18 protein-coding genes are annotated in these 21,177 nt (G+C 51.1%); 3 read left to right on the forward strand and 15 right to left on the reverse strand.

The window, feature by feature from the left end; genetic code table 11:
* Positions 1 to 526: 526 nt before the first annotated feature.
* From ACI77B_RS01055 to ACI77B_RS01085, 7 genes are all read right to left on the reverse strand, one after another.
* Entirely contained in the window at positions 527 to 1,984 is a 1,458-nt protein-coding gene (locus ACI77B_RS01055) for an aminoacyl-histidine dipeptidase (RefSeq protein WP_409336977.1), read from the reverse strand.
* A 772-nt stretch (positions 1,985 to 2,756) separates the two neighbouring features.
* The gene (gene cysK, locus ACI77B_RS01060; RefSeq protein ID WP_409336978.1) at positions 2,757 to 3,689 is read right to left on the reverse strand and encodes a cysteine synthase A; all 933 of its coding nucleotides are present in this window, start codon (positions 3,687 to 3,689) and stop codon (positions 2,757 to 2,759) included.
* Between the two features lie 325 nt (positions 3,690 to 4,014).
* A complete protein-coding gene (locus tag ACI77B_RS01065) occupies positions 4,015 to 4,302 on the reverse strand; it encodes a hypothetical protein (protein ID WP_409336979.1) in 288 nt (95 codons plus the stop codon).
* A gap of 257 nt (positions 4,303 to 4,559) precedes the next feature.
* A complete protein-coding gene (locus tag ACI77B_RS01070; protein WP_409337678.1) occupies positions 4,560 to 4,991 on the reverse strand; it encodes an RrF2 family transcriptional regulator in 432 nt (143 codons plus the stop codon).
* A gap of 699 nt (positions 4,992 to 5,690) precedes the next feature.
* On the reverse strand, positions 5,691 to 6,563 hold the full coding sequence (locus ACI77B_RS01075) for a phosphoribosylaminoimidazolesuccinocarboxamide synthase (RefSeq protein ID WP_409336980.1): 873 nt from the start codon (positions 6,561 to 6,563) through the stop codon (positions 5,691 to 5,693).
* Positions 6,564 to 6,612: 49 nt separating this feature from the next.
* Entirely contained in the window at positions 6,613 to 7,704 is a 1,092-nt protein-coding gene (gene trpS, locus ACI77B_RS01080) for a tryptophan--tRNA ligase (RefSeq protein WP_409336981.1), read from the reverse strand.
* A 249-nt stretch (positions 7,705 to 7,953) separates the two neighbouring features.
* Positions 7,954 to 8,448: a gamma carbonic anhydrase family protein gene (locus ACI77B_RS01085; protein ID WP_409336982.1), complete on the reverse strand. Its 495-nt coding sequence runs from the start codon at positions 8,446 to 8,448 to the stop codon at positions 7,954 to 7,956.
* A 176-nt stretch (positions 8,449 to 8,624) separates the two neighbouring features.
* On the opposite strand from ACI77B_RS01085, the gene ACI77B_RS01090 reads away from it, so the two are divergent.
* Both ACI77B_RS01090 and ACI77B_RS01095 read left to right on the forward strand, forming a co-directional pair.
* On the forward strand, positions 8,625 to 9,317 hold the full coding sequence (locus ACI77B_RS01090; RefSeq protein ID WP_409336983.1) for an iron-sulfur cluster assembly scaffold protein: 693 nt from the start codon (positions 8,625 to 8,627) through the stop codon (positions 9,315 to 9,317).
* A 3-nt stretch (positions 9,318 to 9,320) separates the two neighbouring features.
* Entirely contained in the window at positions 9,321 to 10,322 is a 1,002-nt protein-coding gene (locus ACI77B_RS01095) for a GGGtGRT protein (protein ID WP_409336984.1), read from the forward strand.
* Positions 10,323 to 10,659: 337 nt separating this feature from the next.
* Here ACI77B_RS01095 and ACI77B_RS01100 read toward each other — a convergent pair whose 3' ends face one another.
* The gene (locus ACI77B_RS01100) at positions 10,660 to 11,634 is read right to left on the reverse strand and encodes a sensor histidine kinase (protein WP_409336985.1); all 975 of its coding nucleotides are present in this window, start codon (positions 11,632 to 11,634) and stop codon (positions 10,660 to 10,662) included.
* A 320-nt stretch (positions 11,635 to 11,954) separates the two neighbouring features.
* Positions 11,955 to 12,695 (reverse strand): LytR/AlgR family response regulator transcription factor, encoded by a 741-nt coding sequence (locus ACI77B_RS01105; protein ID WP_409336986.1) that lies wholly within the window; start codon positions 12,693 to 12,695, stop codon positions 11,955 to 11,957.
* Between the two features lie 298 nt (positions 12,696 to 12,993).
* Between ACI77B_RS01105 and ACI77B_RS01110 the strand changes: the two genes are divergently transcribed.
* Entirely contained in the window at positions 12,994 to 14,682 is a 1,689-nt protein-coding gene (locus ACI77B_RS01110; RefSeq protein ID WP_409336987.1) for an InlB B-repeat-containing protein, read from the forward strand.
* A gap of 260 nt (positions 14,683 to 14,942) precedes the next feature.
* Here ACI77B_RS01110 and ACI77B_RS01115 read toward each other — a convergent pair whose 3' ends face one another.
* The 6 genes from ACI77B_RS01115 to ACI77B_RS01140 form a co-directional block, all read right to left on the reverse strand.
* Positions 14,943 to 16,328 (reverse strand): nitrogenase component 1, encoded by a 1,386-nt coding sequence (locus tag ACI77B_RS01115; RefSeq protein ID WP_409336988.1) that lies wholly within the window; start codon positions 16,326 to 16,328, stop codon positions 14,943 to 14,945.
* The gene (locus tag ACI77B_RS01120; protein ID WP_409336989.1) at positions 16,328 to 17,905 is read right to left on the reverse strand and encodes a nitrogenase component 1; all 1,578 of its coding nucleotides are present in this window, start codon (positions 17,903 to 17,905) and stop codon (positions 16,328 to 16,330) included. The genes ACI77B_RS01115 and ACI77B_RS01120 overlap by 1 nt, the downstream gene beginning before the upstream one ends.
* A gap of 2 nt (positions 17,906 to 17,907) precedes the next feature.
* Positions 17,908 to 18,684, reverse strand: coding sequence for a nitrogenase iron protein NifH (locus ACI77B_RS01125; protein WP_409336990.1), 777 nt, complete (start codon positions 18,682 to 18,684; stop codon positions 17,908 to 17,910).
* A gap of 103 nt (positions 18,685 to 18,787) precedes the next feature.
* Positions 18,788 to 19,813, reverse strand: a complete 1,026-nt coding sequence (hypE, locus tag ACI77B_RS01130) for a hydrogenase expression/formation protein HypE (RefSeq protein ID WP_409336991.1) — start codon at positions 19,811 to 19,813, stop codon at positions 18,788 to 18,790.
* Between the two features lie 102 nt (positions 19,814 to 19,915).
* Positions 19,916 to 20,962, reverse strand: coding sequence for a hydrogenase formation protein HypD (gene hypD / locus ACI77B_RS01135; protein ID WP_409336992.1), 1,047 nt, complete (start codon positions 20,960 to 20,962; stop codon positions 19,916 to 19,918).
* The gene (locus ACI77B_RS01140) at positions 20,962 to 21,177 is read right to left on the reverse strand and encodes a HypC/HybG/HupF family hydrogenase formation chaperone (RefSeq protein ID WP_423245292.1); all 216 of its coding nucleotides are present in this window, start codon (positions 21,175 to 21,177) and stop codon (positions 20,962 to 20,964) included. The genes hypD and ACI77B_RS01140 overlap by 1 nt, the downstream gene beginning before the upstream one ends.

The raw sequence follows: 21,177 nt of genomic DNA on the forward strand, positions 1-21,177 counted from the left end.
GGCAGAACAGCACTTGCTGCATAGATATTCGGTTCTGCGCTTTCTCAAAAAAAACGAAATTCGACGAACCAGACGAAATTCCATCACACGTTCATCACAAAATTCCGTAATCTGCCCGGCCATCCCAGAATAAGCAAAAAATCACCGCCAACAGTCAGGGAATTAATTTCACATCTTACCGTCTGCACAGAATCATCAGCATTTCGCAGCGTTTTTTAGTATGCAGTATACACACTCCCTCATTTTTTGACCAACACACCCTCCTGCCTGTCCCTGCATTCCGCTGCTGAAATAAAAGCAAAGAGCCGGACTGCCGCAGAAACGAATATCCTTCTATCACCTGATAAAAGCAGCCTCCGGCCTGGGTTGAATTGCCTGCCCAGGCCGGAGGCCTCATATTTTCTGTATTTTTTGGTTAAAAGAAAGCTGCTTTTTCCTTGTCCAGTCTTCCTTCACTCTTCCACTTTAACCACGGAAAGCAGCTGAGCTGCTCAGGACAGTCAGTCACCCGTCCAGATCATCCAGCCTATTTCGCCTCTTCCAGCACTCTGCAGACGAACTCGTAAATGTGCTGTGTCGACTTGATAGACAGCTTCTCCTTTGTGGAGTGAACGCCCGGCAGGTCCGGTCCGATGGATACAGCATCCAGTCCCGGCAGCAGGGTTGCGAGAAGTCCGCACTCTACACCAGCGTGGATGGAAACAACTTCCATTTCTTTACCGAACATGTCCTTCCAGATTTCCTGCATCTTGTCTCTGAATGCGGAATGGAGAACCAGCTCCCATGCAGGATACTCACCTTCAACTCTTGCCTTGGCGCCGATGTGCTCGCAGACCCAGATCAGACGGTTCAGCACGTCGTGCAGCTGGCTGTCGACATTGCTTCTTACGAATGTATCCAGGTGGAGATTATCCTTTGTCGTGGAAACGATTCCAAGATTCAGGGAAGTTTCAACCAGTCCCGGAATTGCATCGCTCATGCGCAGAACACCGTTCGGCAGGCTCGCCATCAGTGTGATCGCCTGCTGGGTGCACTCTTTTGTAACTGGATCCCAGTCTGCATATTCTGCGTCTGCCGGAATCTCCTCCAGGTCAATGTGAATGTCCGGATCAGCCAGAACGAACTCGTTTCTCGCTTCTTTTTCTACCCTTGCAATGATTTCTTTTGCCTGATCAACATCACCCAGAGCAACGGCTGCGCAGGATTCCTTATTGATGGTATTGTCCATCTTTCCGCCGTTCATGGCAATCAGACGGGTGCATCCTGCATTAGCCAGTGCGATCAGCGTTCTGACAACCAGCAGATTTCCGTTGGCTCTGCCCTTATTGATTTCCTGTCCGGAATGTCCGCCCTCCAGTCCGTGAACGTGGATGAGGCGCCGCTCCATGGTGCAGCCGCCTCTTTCCAGCGGCAGATCCGCAAGCAGACTTCCCGCACCGGCGCATCCTGCCGTGCATACGCCCTCATCCTCAGAGTCGAGGTTGATCATCAGACGTCCCTTCAGCATGGACAAATCTTCATCTTTCAAGGCGTTAGCGCCGACCATGCCGATTTCCTCGCCGGTTGTGCAGAGGAACTCAACTCTCGGGTGCTTCAGTTCTTTAGAATCGAGAATAGCCAGCGCCATGGCAACTGCTGCTCCGTCATCTCCGCCGAGTGTTGTGCCGTCGCCGCTGATCCAGTCGCCGTCGACCACAAGATCGATTCCTTCTTTTTCCATATCTTTCGTTGAGCCCTGGACCTTCTCGCAGACCATGTCCATGTGGCCCTGCAGAATAACCGGTGCCGCATTCTCATATCCCGGAGTCGCCTCCTTGATGATAATGACATTGTTTGACTTATCCTGGTAATGCTCCAGACCACGGTCCTCAGCGAACTTGATCAGATAATCACTGATTGCCTTTTCATGGTTCGACGGTCTCGGAATCTTCGTAATTTCCTCGAAGAAATGAAATACCGATTTTGGCTCAAGATTTTCCAGCATTGATTTGCCCTCCTCATTTTTAGAATTACTTCTTCATCTATTTTCCGTTTCCGCAAAAGAACGGCCTCTCTGCTCCTGCGCATCCTCTCCGTGCCGACATCGCGGAAACGATGCGGTCTTGTAAATATTCTGTAATCCGTCCCCTCAGACGGACAGAATTTATTACTTTTCACAGCATATTATACACTATATTTGTGCGTGTATACACTATACCTAATTCGCAGAGTGCTCTATTTTCTTTTGCTCTAACTCTTTTATTGTAAATTCTTCTGAAATTTTCGTCAATCCATACAGCCACATTTTCTTTCCTCCTTGCCGTTTTTCTTTTGTCCTGAAATGTGAACAACATAAAATTCTTATTCCTTCTGTGTGTCTCAGACAAAAGTCAGCTGGCAAGGGGCCGGATCTGCTCCGGCGGCAAATCCACGGTCCCGACGATAAATCCATTGCTCTGCCGAAAACACCGTTGCAGCGTCCATCAGGGTCAAGTCCCTGTAGTAGTGTGAATTGAAAAGCATGTAATCGAACACGAGCCGGATATAAGCTGTTTTGTGCATACAGTATACTTATCCCGTTTTTCTATTTCCCGTGAGCAGTAAAAAACCGCCCCGGAAAATCATAACGATTTTCCAGAGGCGGAAATGGCAGATGTCTGTAATTCTGCCGCAGTCTGCGCAGAGGAATGGAAAGTGGCTCAGGCGCAGATGCTGCAGAACATCATCTTCATTATATGTATATGTCTGCGGACATTTTTAAATCCATGTTTGCAGGATTACTCAGCGAACAGCGGTGTGGACAGATATCTGTCTCCTGTATCCGGCAGAAGTGCTACGATTGTCTTGCCCTCGTTCTCCGGTCTCTTTGCCAGCTCGATTGCTGCCCAGACTGCAGCTCCGGAGGAAATTCCAACCAGAACGCCATCGTTGTGACCGATTTCCTGGCCAACCTTAAATGCGTCATCATTCTCTACCGGAATGACCTCATCGTAAACCTTGGTATCCAGAACTTCTGGAACAAATCCAGCTCCGATTCCCTGAATCTTATGCGGTCCGCCGTGTCCCTCGGAAAGTACCGGGGAAGAAGCTGGCTCAACAGCAATAATCTTTACGTCCGGGTTCTGGGACTTCAGATACTCGCCGACACCAGTCAGAGTTCCGCCTGTGCCGACACCAGCTACAAAGTAATCAACTTTTCCGTCTGTGTCTTCCCAGATCTCCGGACCTGTTGTTTCCTTGTGTGCCTTCGGGTTTGCTGGGTTAACGAACTGTCCCGGGATGAAGCTGTTCGGGTTCTCCTTATGCAGCTCGTCTGCCTTAGCGATTGCGCCCTTCATTCCCTGAGCACCATCTGTCAGAACCAGCTTTGCGCCATATGCCTTCATGAGCTTTCTTCTCTCAACACTCATGGTCTCAGGCATTACGATGGTGATGCTGTATCCTCTTGCTGCTGCAACTGCTGCGAGTCCGATTCCTGTGTTTCCGGATGTCGGCTCAATGATCTCTGTATCTGGCTTCAGTTCACCCTTAGCCTCTGCATCGTCCAGCATTGACTTTGCAATTCTGTCCTTTACAGATCCAGCAGGATTGAAGTACTCAAGCTTTGCAACGACCTTTGCCTTCAGTCCGTACTTCTTTTCCAGGTGGCTGAGCTCGAGCAATGGTGTATGTCCGATAAGCTGATCCGCAGATGTGTAAATCTTAGCCATTTAATTGTCCTCCATAAAAATTTGTTGTTTAAACCCTAAAAATTAATCTCTTAATTAGTTATCTGAAATATTGATACACACCAGAATCGATCTAAAACACATCTTTCCTGTATGTTGATTGCATTATATCCCCATAAAACCAGTATGTCAATAGGGTTTATATCTTTTTCTGGAGTTTTTTTCGCTGAGCAGTGTCTCAGTTACCCTTTGTCTGCACCATCACAAAAAGAGGCTGTTGCCTCGGACGATTATGATCGTTCGTGCAGCAGCCTCTTATTTCCCTTAAAACTCATCCTCTGCAGCCGGTCCTGCGGCCAGTCTGCCTTTAGCCGGCAGCCTGACTCCGGTCTCCGTCTGCATCTCTGTCTTCTGAAAGCTGTTTCGCGTTACGGTGAGCGGCTATCACCAAGATTACTGCGGCAGCAGCAATACCAATAGCGATTCCTGCTTGTCCGCCTGTAATTCTTGCCGTCCACATCGGTGCGCTGAACAGTGAACTGTTATACATTATCAGTCCTGCAACCAGATACGCGCAGCAGACAACTAGAACAACGATCCCGATAATCTGCAAAGCAATACTGATCCGGTAATTTCTCTGATCATGGTTACGCATTATTCTCACCCTTTCTTTCAGATATCCCCGATCCGCATTCCATCGATGCTGTGATCCGTCAACTCGAGATTTTATTCTGCGAGTCTTAAGGCTATTCTTTTAATATCCATATTATACCACCGCACAAAATAAAATACATCAATACAGCAAAAAAACATTTTTTATACATTTCTTATGACTTTTAATTTCTGACAGACAAAAAACACTGCACGGAAACGCCTCTCCGCACAGTGCCTCGTGATCTTCACTCTATTTCATCAGATCATATAGAAATCACCCTCATCGCCCCGGTTTGCCAGATCGCCGACGGTGATGCCGTCAAAATACTCATTGGTCATGTTGAAAAACTTCTCCCACATCGGCAAGGTCTTGCATTCGGCCGCACGTTCACACGGCTGTCCGCCTGCTTCCAGACAGGCCACCGGAGCGAGGTCACCTTCTACTTCACGGAGAACATCGCCTACCGTAATGCTGTCCGGATCCTTTGCCAGCTTGTAACCGCCGCCTTTCCCGCGATGTCCGGATACGATGCCCGCCTTAGAAAACACCACAATGATGCTTTCCAGATATTTTTCACTGATTCCCTGGCGTGATGCAATTTCTCTGAGCGGAGTGTATTCTCCAGAATCATGCTCAGCCAGATCGATCAGAACTCGCAGCGCATAGCGCCCTTTGGTTGAAATCTTCATTGCCATATCATTTACCGCCTTCCTGTCGATAATTCTGCTTACATCTGATTCTTTCTGTTATTTCATCCGTTTTACGGATTGATTCCTGTATATATATTGATTAATATATCATACTCTGGGATTTAAAGCAAGTTTTTCGGTAGGTTATAGGAGTAATTCGTATTTTACAAAGATTTTATCACGCGCATTGCTGGTCAAGTCCTTGTAGTGGTTTAAATTGAAAAGCATGTAATAGGAAACGATCCAGGATACAAGCTGATTTATGCATACAGTATACTTATTCATCCAATATTCCCTGCATTTTCGTGTAAAACAACCGAAATTGGTCAGGAAAAGCTCTTTGAAGCGATTTTCCCGACTGCAATCAGAAAAATACATTTTGTTCTGCACCCTGCTGAAGCGTCGGGCGGGAGCCCGGGAAGCTTGTTGTCGTCTGACGAATAGACAGTAAAACAGCCGCACGCTGCCCGTCTGAGCTTTGTACGGCTGTTCTGTTCATGTTCGTATTGATTTGGATTCCAACCCGACCGGCGCTGAATGTCAGGCATTTTACAGGCCGGATTCTGAACCGGATGATGACTGCCGGGCCGATTCTGGCCGGACGACGACTGCCAGGCCTTATGTTCCTGCCCCGTCGTTCTGGCCGGATGCTGGCTGCAGATCCATGTCTCTCTTGCCAGGTCAGCTTTTGCCGGAAAACTACTGAACCTTGTGTCCGGTCAGCTTCTCAAATGCCTCTTCATACTTGGCGATGGTCTTGTCGATGACATCCTGCGGAAGGTTGTAGTCACTGTCCGGGTTCGCCTTCAGCCAGTCTCTTACGAACTGCTTGTCGTAGGACGGCTGGGACTTTCCTGCCTCGTAGCCCTCCAGCGGCCAGAAGCGGGAGCTGTCCGGTGTCAGCATTTCATCGCCGATGACAACTTGTCCGTTCTCATCCAGTCCGAACTCGAACTTGGTGTCAGCGATGATGATGCCGTGCTCTCTTGCGTACTCTGCGCACTTCTTATACAGGGCGATGGTGTTGTCGCGGATGGCCTCAGCGTACTGCTGGCCCTTGCCCGGATACTGTTTTTCCAGGACTTCTACGCACTGCTCGTAGGAGATGTTCTCATCGTGGTCGCCGAGCTCAGCCTTGGTGCTCGGGGTGAACAGCGGCTCAGGCAGCTGCTGGGACTCCTGCAGACCCTCTGGAAGCTCGATTCCGCAGACTTTTCCGGTCTTCTGGTAGCTTGCCCATCCGGAACCTGTGATGTATCCTCTTACGATGCACTCGATCGGCAGCATTTCCAGCTTTTTGCACATGGTGCTGCGTCCCTCGAATTCCTCTGTCTGGAAGAATTCCGGCATATCCTTTACGTCAATGGAAATCAAATCATTCGGTACGATATCCTTGGTGAAATCGAACCAGAACTTGGACATCTGGGTCAGAATCTTTCCCTTTCCAACGATCTTGTTCTTTAAGATGTGGTCGAATGCGGAAATACGGTCTGTTGCAACCATGATCAGGCTGTCTCCGTTATCGTAGATCTCTCTGACTTTTCCTGCTTTTACCGGCTTAAATTCCTTCATTATTCTCTGCCTCCTGCTTTCTAATATACGATATGCCTCTGAACCGTCATTACTTCAGATGGTTCTTTTCTCTGAAGTCGTCCAGGAAATCCGCGTCCTTGAAATAGTTGATCTTCATTGCGGTCTTCATCTCGTCCATAGTCTGTGCTGCGACCTGACGGGCAGTTTCCGTGCCTTCCTTCAGGACCTGGAAGACGTAGTCCAGATTCTTCGCGAGGTCTTCTCTTCTCTCTCTGATCGGACGCAGGGTCTCCTGCATGACATCGTTCAGGAAGCGCTTTACCTTAACATCGCCCAGACCGCCGCGCTGATAGTGCGCCTTCAGCTCATCCAGGTTCTGGTAGTCCGGAAGGAACTCCTGGAAATACTCCGGCTTGCAGAATGCGTCAAGATAAGTAAATACCGTGTTTCCTTCGATCTTTCCCGGGTCCTCGACGCGAAGATGATCCGGGTCTGTATACATGGACATAACCTTTTCTCTGATGGTGTCCGGATCGTCAGCCAGATAGATGCAGTTTCCGATGGACTTGCTCATCTTATTCTTTCCGTCAGTTCCCGGAAGGCGCATGCTTGCCTTATTCTTGGAAAGAAGAATTTCCGGCTCCACCAGCGTCTCTCCGTAAATCATGTTGAAGCGGCGGACGATTTCTCTGGCCTGCTCCAGCATCGGCTCCTGGTCCTCGCCGACCGGTACCGTGGTCGCCTTGAAGGCAACGATATCAGAGGTCTGGCTGACCGGATAGTTCAGGAATCCGACCGGAATGCTGTTGTTGAATCCCCTCAGCTGAATCTCATTCTTTACCGTCGGGTTTCTCTCCAGACGGGAAAGTGTAACGAGGTTCATGAAGTAGAAGGTCATCTCCGTCAGTTCCGGAACTTCAGACTGAATGAACAGCGTCATTTTCTTCGGATCCAGTCCCGCAGCCAGGTCATCCAGCGCGACCTGAAGCAGATTATCGTGGATTTTGGCCGGATTGTCGAAGTTATCCGTCAGTGCCTGTGAATCCGCGATCATGATATAGATTTTATCGTACTCTCCAGAATTCTGAAGTTCGACACGATTGCGGAGCGATCCGACATAATGACCGATGTGCAGCTTACCGGTCGGACGGTCGCCCGTCAGAATGATTTTCTCTCCCATTGACACATGCTCCTTGTTTCAAGTTATACATTATCTTTGATATTTTACCGCAAACCCAGTGATTTGTCACCTTTATCTGTGGGATCACAACAATTTTCCCTCCCCGGACAAAATTCACCCGGCAAGGAAAAATCCTGCCTCTGCAGAGTCCGGCTCTCCCGCTGCAGCTTTCGCTATGCTGCTTCCGGCTCATGCTTTAATCCTTCTCTAGCCCCTGATTTTCAATGAATCTGCGGCCTTTCCGCTTTTCTATTTCAGATGCTTTGCAGCTTCCTGCACGTACTCTTCCGCACTTTCGCGGTTTCCCTGAATTTCTTCTTCCGTCAGAGGACGGCGGACTTTGGCCGGGCTTCCGAAGGCCATCATGCCGTCCGGAATGACAGTGCCCTGCGTCACCAGAGCGCCGGCGCCGATCAGGCAGTTGTTTCCGACCCTGCAGCCTGTCATCACGACAGCGCCCATGCCAATCAAGGTATTGTCTCCCACCGTGCAGGCGTGGACAATGGCGCTGTGGCCGACGGTTACGCCTTTTCCAATATGAATCGGTTTTCCCTCTTCTGCATGAAGCACACAGTTGTCCTGGATGTTCGTATTTTCTCCGATATCAATGGAAGAATGACTGGAGCGCAGAACCGCATTGTACCAGATATTAGAGTTTTTTCCGATATTGATGTCTGTTCCGGAAAGCTGAGCGCCTTCTGCAATGAACACAGAATCTGCAATTTTACCTGTATATTTATCCATAAAACATTTTCCTCCTTGCGCGTTTGTTTTTTGTCCCGCAGATATTATACTCCATCCATACGCAATTCTCATGAATTTCAAGAAAAGATGAATGCCCGGATGCCTTGCAGTAGTGCGCAGGCCGCGGTAGAATAGTTTCAGGTATGTTATCACCAATCAGCAAAGGATGTGAATACATGATTTACTCAACGGAAGTAGAAAATATGTGTCCGATCGCGAAGGGCGCATATCACGGTCCTGCTCCGATCCCGGAAGAGGGAGAATGGGTGCAGGCTAAGGAAATCAAAGACATCAGCGGACTGACTCACGGTGTCGGCTGGTGCGCGCCTCAGCAGGGCGGATGCAAGCTCACTCTGAATGTGAAGAACGGCATTATTGAAGAGGCTCTGGTGGAAACCATCGGCTGCAGCGGCATGACTCACTCCGCAGCCATGGCATCGGAAATTCTCCCGGGAAAGACGCTCCTGGAGGCGCTGAACACCGATCTCGTATGCGATGCCATCAACGTAGCCATGCGTCAGCTCTTCCTGCAGATCGTCTACGGAAGATCCCAGACCGCATTCTCAGAGGGCGGACTTCCTGTCGGCGCAGGTCTTGAGGACCTCGGCAAAAATTTACGCAGCCAGGTGGGAACTATGTACGGCACCAAGGCCAAGGGATCCCGCTATCTGGAAATGACAGAAGGATATGTCAACCGCCTTGCTGTCGATGAGAACGACCTGATCATCGGCTATGAGTTCATCAACCTCGGAAAAATGATGGACTACATCAAGGACGGAATGGACGCCAACGAAGCCGTAGAAAAGGCCAAAGGCACATACGGAAGATTTGACGAAGCGGCGAAGTACATCGACCCGAGAAAGGAGTAACACATGGCATTATTTGAAAGCTATGAGCGCCGCATCGATAAAATCAACGGCGTATTGAAGGAATACGGCATCGCGTCACTGGAAGAGGCAGAAAAGGTCTGTAAGGACGCGGGTGTCGATCCATACCAGATTGCCAAGAACGTACAGCCGATCTGTTTCGAGGATGCAGGATGGGCATACGTTGCAGGATGCGCAATCGCAATCAAAAAGAACGTAAAGACCGCTGCTGACGCGGCCGAAGCCATCGGCATCGGCCTGCAGAGTTTCTGCATCCCGGGAAGTGTTGCAGACGACAGAAAGGTCGGCCTCGGCCACGGAAACCTGGGTGCTATGCTCTTAAGAGACGAGACCAAATGTTTCGCCTTCCTGGCCGGCCATGAGAGTTTCGCGGCAGCAGAAGGCGCCATCGGCATCGTCAACAATGCCAACAAGGCACGTAAGGAGCCGCTCCGCGTTATCCTGAACGGACTCGGAAAAGACGCCGCACAGATCATTTCCAGAATCAACGGCTTCACCTACGTCCAGACAAAATTCAACTACAAGACAGGAGAACTGAACATCGTTCAGGAAATCCCGTATTCCAAGGGTGAGCGCGCACAGGTACGCTGCTACGGAGCTGACGACGTCCGTGAAGGCGTAGCCATCATGCACCACGAGCACGTCGACGTTTCCATCACCGGAAACTCCACCAACCCGACCAGATTCCAGCACCCGGTTGCCGGAACTTATAAGAAGGAATGCATCGAACAGGGAAAGAAATACTTCTCCGTTGCATCCGGCGGCGGCACAGGCCGCACCCTGCACCCGGACAATATGGCTGCAGGTCCGGCATCCTACGGCATGACGGATACCATGGGAAGAATGCACTCCGACGCACAGTTCGCCGGATCCTCCTCCGTTCCTGCCCATGTAGAAATGATGGGCTACATCGGAATGGGAAACAACCCGATGGTTGGATGCACTGTTGCATGCGCCGTTGCGGTTGAAGAGGCGATGAATAAATAGCCATTGAACAGACCATTGTTAATCAGCGGTTGGTTATTCGGTTGATTATTATTAATGGTTGATTGATGAAAAAAGAAAAAACAGGCAGCTGCCGCCGTGAATACCAAATATCTCATGGATATCCACGCACAGCTGCCTGTTTTTTGAGATCGGCTGGACAGACTTCCTGTTTTCCGCATCTATATGCTTACCGTTTTACTATGTTTATCAAGGATCTCGTCCCCTTATCTTTTACTGGGGAACCGGCTTGTCCTTCCAAACACAAAAGACTGCCGTATGGCAGGTCCCACCACACGGCAGTCTTTTTCCTTGACATGGTACGTTTTGCCGCTTCCTTCTACTCCACCTCTTCCAGCATCACACTCGTGTAAAACACGCCGTCTGCGTCCCGGAACCGCGTCTGTCCGTGATACTTCTCCGTAATCTGCATCACCGATTTCAGGCCGATTCCGCCATTCTTTTTCTGTGACCGGTACTGTCCGTTGATTTTCGTCCGCTCTCCGGCATACGGATTGACCATGGAAAGGTAAAACGCGCCTCTTTCCTCTTTCTCCAGATCGAGGTCAACCACCCGCAGATCCTCCGGAACCGCTGCCGCCGCCTGCACGGCATTATCCAGCAGATTTCCGATCAGCACACACAGATCCTCGGCGGCGATTCCCAGATCCTTTGGCACCACAGAAGAAACCTTCAAGTTTACACCCGCGCTCTCTGCGACCGTTGAATAGTACCTTAGCAGGGCATTCACGGCAGAGTTCTCGCAAAAATTCACACGCGAACTTCTCACGCGATCCTTTCTGAAATACGCACTGCAGAATTCCTCCGCCTCCTGAAAGCGCCCTTCCTCCAGCATGACCTGGAGCGTCCCGACAATATGCCTGAAATCATGCCGCTCCTTGGACGTCTGATCCATATAGGCGCGCAGCTGCACATAATCCTTTACCTGCACATCCTGCATCCACTTCACCTTTTCCATCTCCCGATTCTCATTCATCAGCTTCGCCACCTGCAGCAGCGCGATCTCATTCAGACAAAAACTGATGCATAAGATGCCGATGGTCAGCACGCTCATCAGAAATATGCCTGCCTTCCCCTGTATCCTGGTGCGGTCGAAATAGAAAATCAGGTACCCGAGAACAGTGATTGTGACCGGCGCAGCCCATGCTGTGTTCCAGAACTTGCCTTCATTGAAATCATGAAACAGCCAGACCAGCTGTTCTTTCATCCGTACGACAAAAAACAAAAGCAAGAGGATAAACAGCCATCGGACAACAGCCGCCGCAGCCAGGCTTTCAACAGTCTGAAAATACATTCCGATCTGCCGGTACATCATTCCGCTCAGCGTAACCACGGCCGCAATCACGAGATACTGATACAGGATTTTTCGAAAATCTGCGCGCAAAAGAAGAAAAGAAGGAATCACCAGCAAAAATATTCCTATTGTAACAAGGGTATTAAACGACCTTGTATATTCGATATATGTAAAAAGGACCGATATGCCTGCAAGGGCAGTAAGCATAATTGTCCGCGTTTTTTCATAAGACAATCGCGTCACATCCCGAAAAGGAATCAGCATCACCCAGGCACACGGAATCATTACGGAATAGAACGTAAACAGAATCATCCAGCGGATCACCATCGCGACCTCCTCATCCTTTTCAGCTTCTGATCAAATTTCCAGTCTACAAAACGCTGACGGACAGCGGTCTGCTTTCGCTGCGCTATCGGCAGGATCGTTCCGTCATCCATAACACATTCTGCGTTTTCTATCCGCATCACATGACTCAGATTAACCAGTATGCCGCGGTTAATGACTGCAAATGCAGCATCTCCCGTCAGCTCATCACAGATATGTGAGAACGTCATTCTCAGCCGGAACTGCTCTTTATCTGTCTTCAGATTCAGATAGTTCGAATCTGAAGTGACCCAGAGAATCTCCCGGCACGGAACTGATACATGACGTTTATCCGATGCGTAAAACACAATACTCCGTTCATCCGCTTTCAGCGCGCCGAAGGCATCATCCAGTGTCCGCGCCATCGCCTCCGGGTCTACGGGTTTCAGCAAGTAATCAAATGCATGGAAAGAAAACGCGTCTTTCCAATGCTCCGTACTATTTGTCAAAAATACTACAAGCGTATCTCCGGAGGATTTCCGGAGCCTGCGTACAGTTTCTATTCCGTCCATATCATCCATGAAAATATCCATAAAGACAAGAAACAAATCATGTAGTTCAGAAGATTCCAGAAACTCCGTCCCGCTGGAATACGCCTTACACTCGATCTTGAGATGATGCCGGCTCAGGTAATCTTTTACTTCTGTTGAAATACGATGACGTTCGTTCTGATCATCATCTACAACCGCAATTCTCACTGCATTCACCTCCTGTCCCCTTCTGACCGTGTTATATTTCACCGCGTCTCCATTATTATACCCGATTTACCGGCCGATGTCCCGTGAGGTTTCGCGCTTGACCCATATTATCGCATTGGTCTCATTTTTCTCAACATTCATCCCCATTCCATGCACATTCGTCCCAGCCGCTTGATCTCAAAATAGTTAGAATGTTATTTTAAATATAGAGAATGACTTGTAGAAATAACAACTCATAATCCTGCAGCTGCAAAATTTCCAGCCACGATCACAAGAAAATTGAAAGGACGTGAACATCATGAGAAAAAGAGAACATCGGCATTTAAATGCCACAAGAAAGGCCCTGATCATCCTGCTCACGGCAGCATTGATCCTTGCCTTCGGCTTCCAGAGCACTGTCTTTGCCGTTGATGCCGGATCCACAGAACCGCCGGCAGAAACAACAGAAAGCCAGGATAAAGCAGATAAAGAAGAGTCAGTTCCTATCTGGAATTACACTACTGGAGGTCCGCAGTCGAAGTGGTACGACGGATCAGAAACCTGGTCGGACAATGAAGAAAGTCCGAAGACTCAGGTAGATGAGAGCCTGAAAGAAGGCGAAGACTACGTCAGAACGTATGCGTTCACAGACAAGCGCGCAGTTAATCCAGACGATCCTTCGCTGGAATGGAAAGATTCAGCCAGAGGAATGAATCAGCCGGGATTTATCTGGGAGAGGATTGAAGGCCGCGGAAAATATATAAGTGTAAAAGATGTCCGTCACAACATTATGGCCTGCATTAAAATCGCCCCGGACAGCCTTGGAAAAGATGAAGGGGAAACTGATCCGCAGCTCACGTATAAAATGATGGTTGTGAATGACGCTCCGGTCGATTTCAGCGCCTACAACATCAAATTCAGCAGAGAAAAGGGCGAAGAGCCGGGAACCTACAAAGTCACTGGAAGAATGACGTTTACAGAGCCATCTGAGCAACTGACGATGATCATTGATCAGGATATACCGGAAAGCGGACTCTATGTTTACCGCGTAGTCGGTGAAAACACCCAGGGATTCCTTCAATTCCAGATCTATAACGGCAGTTTCCTCATTAACAGGAAGGCGGTCGATCCGCCGGTAATCATTACACCGACACCTACTCCGATAGAAGAACACACAGTCAGCTTCAGCACCGGCGGCGGATCGGAAGTTCCGTCCCAGACCGTTCCATCCGGCGGAAAGGCTGTAAAACCGGACGATCCGATCAAAGACGGCTATACGTTCCAGGGCTGGTACACGGAAGCGGAAACTGCAAACACATATGATTTCAACACACCAGTTACGAAGAGCTTCACACTCTACGCAAAATGGGAAAAGGTAAATGAGCCGGATAAACCGAACAAGCCAAAGCCGTCCAGGAAAGTCACCGGAATCCTTCTTCCTAAAGTCAAGGCATCCGGCACGACGCAGACCCTGACCTGGACCAAACTGACCAACGTTGACGGATACTTCATCTACCGCAACCACTGCGATGAAGGAAAGAAACTTCATCCGTTCAAGAAAGTCGCCAATTACAAGGCGTCGCGCGCACGCGTCTATGTCAGAAAGAACCTGAAGCGCGGCCACAACTACAAATACTACGTTGCCGCATACAAGATCAAGAACGGAAAGAAAGTCATCGTGAGAAACAGCGTAACCGTTCACTCCGTAGCTGGAAACACGAGTTACCGCTCCACCAACGTAAAATCCGTCAAAGCAGCAAAACACAGCATCACCCTGAAGAAAGGCAAGAGCACCGTATTGAGAGCGGCGGTTACAAAATACAACAGCAGAAAGAGCCTGCTTGACAGCACGCACTGCGCGAAACTCCGCTACCTCTCTGCAAACAGCTCCATCGCCTCCGTGAATTACAATACCGGCAAGATTACTGGAAAGAAAGCCGGCACCACAACAGTCTACGTACTGGGAGTCAACGGATACCGCGATAAGACAAAAGTTACAGTAAAATAGATGCTGCAGGCAGCAGATTAAAAATCAATACTCCATAATACGATAATATTGGAAGAGGCCGCGGAACCACGCGGCCTCTTCTTACAGGTACTTAGGACATATTACTTTTTGTATACAATCGCACTTTCGTGATTTCTGTTATCTAAAAACGAATTTTCGGCAATTGCGGAACACAAAAGAGGAGTTTCTTCATTACCTGTCCGGCCGGGCATCTCGTTTACCGGTATTCCGGAATCCGCCAGCACATCCCTGTATACTTCTTAGCAGTCATTCTGCGGGTTCAGGCTCTTTTTCAGACTGTCTCCCCATGCAGGGTCTGCGAACACAGGAATGTCGGCGCGGAAGATTCTTCCGGAACAAGCTTCCGACGGGAGCGGAATAAACTCTGTGCGGGAGTCTTTTTTCAGGATGTTTCCCCAGACCGGGTCCGCAATAAACCAGCGCGCCGCATTGGCCAGGCGGGTCACGGCGGCTTCGTCATCGGTCATGATGTCGGTATTTCTGAGCAGTCCGAAGCTGTCTTCCAGCGGACAGATGACATGAACCTGGCTCTGCGCAGCCTTCCCCTGATTCTCTCTTTCCCGTCCGCCGGCAGCTGCATGCTCCAGCAGCCTGCGAATCGACGCCGCCTGCACGGTTTCACCAAGAATCACGATGCTGTCCTCTTCAGAAGCAAGGCTCTTTTCGGCATCAGAAATTTCCTGCTCATCCGGCAGATCGGCGCGGAAAATCTCCGCAGCTGCGCCGTCGTCTTCCCAGAGAACACGGTTTTTCCCGTCTTCCGCTGCTGCATAAAGCTGTTTTGCCAGAGTCTCATCTTCTTCAGCGCTTATCGGTAGACCAATGACATAAGGCTGATCGAATTTTTCTTTCAGCACTTCGGCAGCATCAATGCCGACAGAAGAAACTACCAGATTGACGTCCGCAGCGCCGGCTCTGGAAAGCCGTTCCAGACTGTCTCCCATTGCCCAGAAAGATACCAGCTCCATATCGTGACGGTCTGCAAAGGCGCGGAGCGCTTCATCATTTCCTGTAACAGAAAAGTCAAGCGGCGTAACGCCGAGAATGTTGATTTTCAGGCGGCGGCCCGGCTGTCCATCCGCTGCACCCGTCTCCGCAGACTCCGGCGAAGCATACTCCTCCGCCTTCTCCTTTGTGCAGAAACGGTCAGCAATCGCAGCAAAGGCCTGCCGCTCCCCCTGCAGATAAGTATACATTCCGCTGGTTTCAAAGGAAAAGGTCGGAATTCCGGTCCGCTTTTCGATGATATGAGCGATGCCGCGGAAGTCCGTTCCCATGACCAGCGCCACCGGTGAGCCGAACACACAGATAAACTTCGGATGGCGTTCCTCTGCGATTTCCAGAACATCATCGATGTATTTTTCGTCGCCGCCGAGCACCGCGTCGTATTCCGTCAGTCCGGAAATGTAGATCATGCTGTCGATGTCGTACCAGCGCGGCTCATCATGGGTCGCAAAGGTAGAATTGCAGCCGGATGCATCGTGCATGACGATCAGCCCGCCGAGTTCATACAGCGCCGAGCAGACACCGGACACATCGGCCGCGTAATTGACCGTATGCACACGGATATCGCGGGCGTCCGGAGTTGAGAATTCCCCTTGCACGGTTGTTTTTTGTCCTGCCATTATGCGGTGCACCCCCTTGCCTTAATCTGAATCATTTCCGGAGCGTCCTTCGCCTTCTGGAAGGCGTCAGTCATGGCGTCCGCCAGGCGGCAGATTCCGGTCCAGCCGTACCAGCCGTTGTTCTGAATGAGATCGACAAAATACGATGTGCCAGAGAAATACGCGCTTCTCTGCCCGATCGCCAGAATACGGCGGCCTCCGGCTTCTGCATCCGCCTCGCCATCACGCTTTCTCGTCCGCAGACGGAAATTGACCATGGCGCTGACGGGAAGATCCGGATGGGACTCCGCCAGACGGCGGAAGGCGTCCTGATCCTCCGGCATGACAGCATCGGCATAAACCTTTCCGACATTGAAGCCGTGCTGGAGCAGAAGCTCCGCAAGCTGGAAGGGCAGCATGACTGCGACGCCGTCGAGCTGAATTTCCGTATTCCCGATCAGCTCATGCGCTGCCTGAAGTTTTTCTTCCGCCTTCTTCTCAAAAGCATGGAAATCCGGGAGTTCTGCGCCGGTCACTTCATGAAGCTCTGTCAGCTGACGCCGGATTTCGCTATATGTCCAGGGATAAGGCATGTGCAGCTGCTTCTGCCCGAGGCGCTCCTGAAGGTCGCGGCAGGCTTCCATGCCCATGACCCAGTTCCAGATGTTTAAGGAGCTGGAGGCCATTTTCTGATATTCCTCATAGCTGCGGCAGAGGGTCAGATCCCGGACGGTAAAGCCTGATTTTTCAAGCATCTGCACGATTTCTGAATCCCTGTCCAGCGGGAAACTGCTGCCGATGATGTTTACCGACTTCGGATCTTTTTCGCGCGGATGAAGGGCCGCGTAATTCTGCCGCCACTGTACCTGCTCGTAATGCAGGGTTGACATCCTCATGGTGCAGTTCATCCAGCCCTGAACGATGTCAATCGTCGGGAAGCGTTCCGCAAGCTCTCTGTAGACCATGTTCCGGTCCAGTCCCATCAGGTCGTGAATGCAGCTTGTAGTCACCATGACAGCAGACGGAAATTTTCCCTTTTCCCGCCTGATCTGCTGAATGACCGATGTCACACCGTCGATGATTTTTGTTTCCAGAGTTCCGTTATATAAATCCGGCTCGCGGACTTCAATGACGTGGAAACGGTCCAGACCTCTGAATTCCTCTGCAGACATCACGACGCCGCGCAGGCAGCCGTCCGGACAGACGTATACTTCATGAAGTCCCGGAACCAGCATCGGCGTATGGGCGATCGTCCAGGTTCCCCTTGCCGGCGGGGTGTATTCAATTCCCACCGGAAAAAGATGCTCCGGATCGAGGTCAGAAATACGCCGCTCGGCTTTGTCCTCGAGATCGTCCGCGGATTTTCCGGAAGCTCCGGAAGAAGTGCAGCTCTCTTCTTTTTCCTTCTTCAGACGGGACGCACAGGCCGCCTGCTGCTTTTCCCAGGCGCGGCCGGCATCCGTATTTTTCCAGCGCTCTGCGTAGCTTTTCGCAATCTGCGCGCTTTCCGTGTCAAACATCTGCTCTCCGCCGCCTTCCATGCGGTAATGTTCCGGAGCTTCGCGCATGATCTTGTTTTCGTGCAGATTCTTCAGCATGATCACTCACCTCTCCGCGCATTTTCTCTGTCTGCGGCCTTCAGCACTGCGTCTGCCAGCTTCCGGTAGCTCTCTGCCTCAGGACTGTCCGGGAAGGCCTCGATGACCGTCTTCCTGAGTTCATCCGCATCCTGCACCCGTTCAGACCGCTCCAGCGTGCCAACTACTTCAGAGTTGATGTCCTCACAGAGCTGACGGATATTTTCCTCTTCATGGCGGACATCTCTTTTATTCACAATCACGCCGCCAAGCGTCGCATAGCCGCGCTCCTGGAAGGTATCCACTGCCAGCGCGATGTTTTTTGCCGCATGAATGGACATGGCCTCTCCGGAAGTCAGAATAAAGACCTGATCCGCATATCCTTCACGGATCGGCATAGAAAATCCGCCGCAGACCACATCACCCAGAACATCAAACAGAACCACGTCCGGTTTATAGGTCTCATAGGCCTTTCTCCTCTTCAGATATTCCAGGGCCGCGATGATGCCTCTTCCCGCGCAGCCAAGACCCGGCCTCGGGCCTCCGGCTTCCACGCAGAGCACACCTGCGTAGCCTTCTGTGACCATATCCTCCAGCGTCGTCTGCTGGTTTTTCTCCCGGAGCAGATCGATGACCGGTTTCTTCTCCTGTCCGTGCAGAAGCAGCATGGTCGAGTCCGCCTTCGGGTCACAGCCGATCTGCAGCACTGTCATTCCCTTCTGTGCCAGCGCGGCCGCGATATTGGAAACCGTCGTCGACTTGCCGATTCCGCCTTTGCCATAAAATGCTAATTTATACATAAATTACTCCTGATTTCCTGAAATTACTGTGCGCAGTCCTCCGTCCGGACAAAAAATAACCCTTCAAGAATCTTCCCGGCTAATCTCCGCCGCGGCATAAAGTTTAGCAGATTCTCGGCAGCAGCTCTCCGCCCGGCTGAGGAAGCAGGGTCTCTCCGCCGATCGCCGTGTGCATGACGACCTTGCCCGGATTTTCCTCTGTAACTTCACCGATGACTGCTGCATTTCCAGAATACGGGAGGCCGTGCAGGGTTTCCAGTACAGCATCGGCGTTTTCCTTCGGGGTGAAGATCACGAGACGTCCCTCGTTGGCCAGATAGAGAGGCTCCAGGCCCAGCATTCCGCAGACGCCGGAAACCGCCGGATCCACCGGAACACTGTCCTGCTGCAGATGGATGCCAACGCTGCTCTGGCCTGCGATCTCATAGAGAACGGTGCCGACGCCGCCTCTTGTCGCATCGCGGACAACGTGAAGATCTTCATAGCTTCCAGTCTTTTCTTTTACCGTATCCAGAACGGCCTTTACCGTTCCCCAGAGCGGAGCGCAGTCGCTCTTCACGTCCGCCTCAATCTCAAATTCATTTCTGGACAGAAGAATCGCGCAGCCGTGGCGTCCGATGTCTCCAGTTACGATGACAGCGTCTCCCGGACGGGCCAGGGCGCCTCCGGTCTTTACGCCTTCCGTGATTTCACCGACTCCTGTAGTCGTGATGAACATCCCGTCAACCTGGCCTTTTCCGGCTACCTTGGTATCTCCGGCAACGATGTGAACGCCGGCTTCTTCCGCCGTCTTCGCCATTGCTTCCGCCGCCCGGTCGACTTTGTCCAGAGGGAATCCCTCTTCCAGAACAAAAGAACAGGTGAGGTACAGAGGACGCGCGCCCATGCAGGACAGGTCATTGACTGTGCCGCAGACGGACAGCTTTCCGATGTTTCCTCCCGGAAATTCGGACGGGGAAACGATAAATCCGTCCGTTGTCATCGCCATCTTTCCCTGCGGAACCGGCAGTACCGCCGCGTCGTCCGCTGTCAGATAGGGATTATTAAAATACTTAGCAAAAATCTGTTCAATCAGCTCAGAGGTCTGCTTTCCGCCGGCCCCCTGGGCCAGAGTTACTGTTTTTTCCATCTTCCTCTCCCGTTCTTGTTGATTATTTTTTGTTATATTGCCCGCCCGGCCGCCTCTGGAAGTTTTTTCCAGAGCCCTGCAGCCCGGCAGGACAGATAAAATTTAAAAATCTCTTCCGTATTTATAGAATGCCGCGCAGGCGCCCTCGCCGAACACCATGCAGGCACCGATTGGATGCTCCGGCGTGCAGCCCCTGCCGAACACCTTGCACTCCTGCGGCGTGATCTCGCCCTTCAGCACCGATCCGCAGCGGCAGGCCGGATTGGCATGTCCCTGCATTTCCGGTACATCATACTTCTTCCGCGCGTCATAATCCGCAAACTCCTCTTTCAGCTGAATTCCGGATTTCGGAATAATTCCGATGCCGCGCCACTCAGAATCGATCGGATCCGTCATTTCCGCCGCGAGTTTTCTGGCCGACGGACTTCCCTCATCGGTGACGACTCTCGGATAGCAGTTCATAAAGAAAGGCTTTCCTTCCTGCGATTTCTTTACGATAACCGCCAGCGCCGCCAGAAGCTCCGGTCCGGTAAATCCCGTCACGACGCCGGAAATTCCCTCTTTCATCAGATCGTAATAGATTTTCGTTCCCGTAATCGTGCTGACATGGCCCGGATACAGGAAGGCATCCGCGGAATTCTTCAGCGCAAGATAAGCGTTATCCATCGTCTTGTTGGCCGTCAGGAGCGAGAAATTCTGAAGCCCTTCTTCTTTCGCCTGCCGCACCGCCATCAGACTCGGCGGAGTCGTTGTTTCAAAACCCACGGACAGGAAGACCACCTGCTCCTCCGGGTGTTTCTTCGCGTATTCCAGTGCATCCAGCGGGGAATAGACCGGTTTTATCTTCGCTCCCTCCGCGCGGGCCGATGCCAGACTTTTCTCTGAACCCGGCACACGGACCAGATCGCCGAATGTCGTGATCGTGCAGCCCTTTTCCAGCGCCAGATACACTGCCTCGTCGATATAGCCCACCGGCGTCACACAAACCGGACATCCCGGTCCGGAAATCAGCTGGATATTCTCCGGAAGCATCTTCCTGATTCCCTGACGGAAAATCTCATGGGTATGCGTGCCGCAGACTTCCATAATGCGGAGTTTCCTCCCGTCATAACTGCGGATAATTTCCGCTGCCTGTTCTGCTGCCTTCATTACTGCAATGCCTCCATGATCTCATCCGTCTCATTCTGGTCATCGCCACTTATCTTCGCGATCGCCGCGCCCGCGTGAATCATCACATAATCTCCCGGCTGAAGATCATCCAGAAGCTCCGCCGTAACCGTACGCTTTGCTCCCGTTGCATCCACAACAGCCATTCCATCCTTCATTTCTGTTACCTTAGCTGGCAGTCCAACACACATTTCCAT

This window comes from Eubacterium sp. F2 (assembly GCF_046244355.1).
In the GTDB taxonomy this organism is placed as follows: Bacteria; Bacillota; Clostridia; order Peptostreptococcales; family Anaerovoracaceae; genus Aminicella.

What these genes read in the sequence shown, in the direction of transcription:
- ACI77B_RS01055 (WP_409336977.1), bottom strand. Translation starts at nt 1,984, where the DNA reads ATGCTGGAAAATCTTGAGCCAAAATCGGTATTTCATTTCTTCGAGGAA.
- hypE (WP_409336991.1), bottom strand. Translation starts at nt 19,813, where the DNA reads ATGGAAAAAACAGTAACTCTGGCCCAGGGGGCCGGCGGAAAGCAGACC.
- ACI77B_RS01120 (WP_409336989.1), bottom strand. Translation starts at nt 17,905, where the DNA reads ATGCTGAAGAATCTGCACGAAAACAAGATCATGCGCGAAGCTCCGGAA.
- hypD (WP_409336992.1), bottom strand. Translation starts at nt 20,962, where the DNA reads ATGAAGGCAGCAGAACAGGCAGCGGAAATTATCCGCAGTTATGACGGG.
- ACI77B_RS01115 (WP_409336988.1), bottom strand. Translation starts at nt 16,328, where the DNA reads ATGGCAGGACAAAAAACAACCGTGCAAGGGGAATTCTCAACTCCGGAC.
- ACI77B_RS01100 (WP_409336985.1), bottom strand. Translation starts at nt 11,634, where the DNA reads ATGTATTTTCAGACTGTTGAAAGCCTGGCTGCGGCGGCTGTTGTCCGA.
- ACI77B_RS01085 (WP_409336982.1), bottom strand. Translation starts at nt 8,448, where the DNA reads ATGGATAAATATACAGGTAAAATTGCAGATTCTGTGTTCATTGCAGAA.
- ACI77B_RS01090 (WP_409336983.1), top strand. Translation starts at nt 8,625, where the DNA reads ATGATTTACTCAACGGAAGTAGAAAATATGTGTCCGATCGCGAAGGGC.
- ACI77B_RS01065 (WP_409336979.1), bottom strand. Translation starts at nt 4,302, where the DNA reads ATGCGTAACCATGATCAGAGAAATTACCGGATCAGTATTGCTTTGCAG.
- ACI77B_RS01110 (WP_409336987.1), top strand. Translation starts at nt 12,994, where the DNA reads ATGAGAAAAAGAGAACATCGGCATTTAAATGCCACAAGAAAGGCCCTG.
- cysK (WP_409336978.1), bottom strand. Translation starts at nt 3,689, where the DNA reads ATGGCTAAGATTTACACATCTGCGGATCAGCTTATCGGACATACACCA.
- ACI77B_RS01095 (WP_409336984.1), top strand. Translation starts at nt 9,321, where the DNA reads ATGGCATTATTTGAAAGCTATGAGCGCCGCATCGATAAAATCAACGGC.
- trpS (WP_409336981.1), bottom strand. Translation starts at nt 7,704, where the DNA reads ATGGGAGAGAAAATCATTCTGACGGGCGACCGTCCGACCGGTAAGCTG.
- ACI77B_RS01070 (WP_409337678.1), bottom strand. Translation starts at nt 4,991, where the DNA reads ATGAAGATTTCAACCAAAGGGCGCTATGCGCTGCGAGTTCTGATCGAT.
- ACI77B_RS01140 (WP_423245292.1), bottom strand. Translation starts at nt 21,177, where the DNA reads ATGGAAATGTGTGTTGGACTGCCAGCTAAGGTAACAGAAATGAAGGAT.
- ACI77B_RS01125 (WP_409336990.1), bottom strand. Translation starts at nt 18,684, where the DNA reads ATGTATAAATTAGCATTTTATGGCAAAGGCGGAATCGGCAAGTCGACG.
- ACI77B_RS01075 (WP_409336980.1), bottom strand. Translation starts at nt 6,563, where the DNA reads ATGAAGGAATTTAAGCCGGTAAAAGCAGGAAAAGTCAGAGAGATCTAC.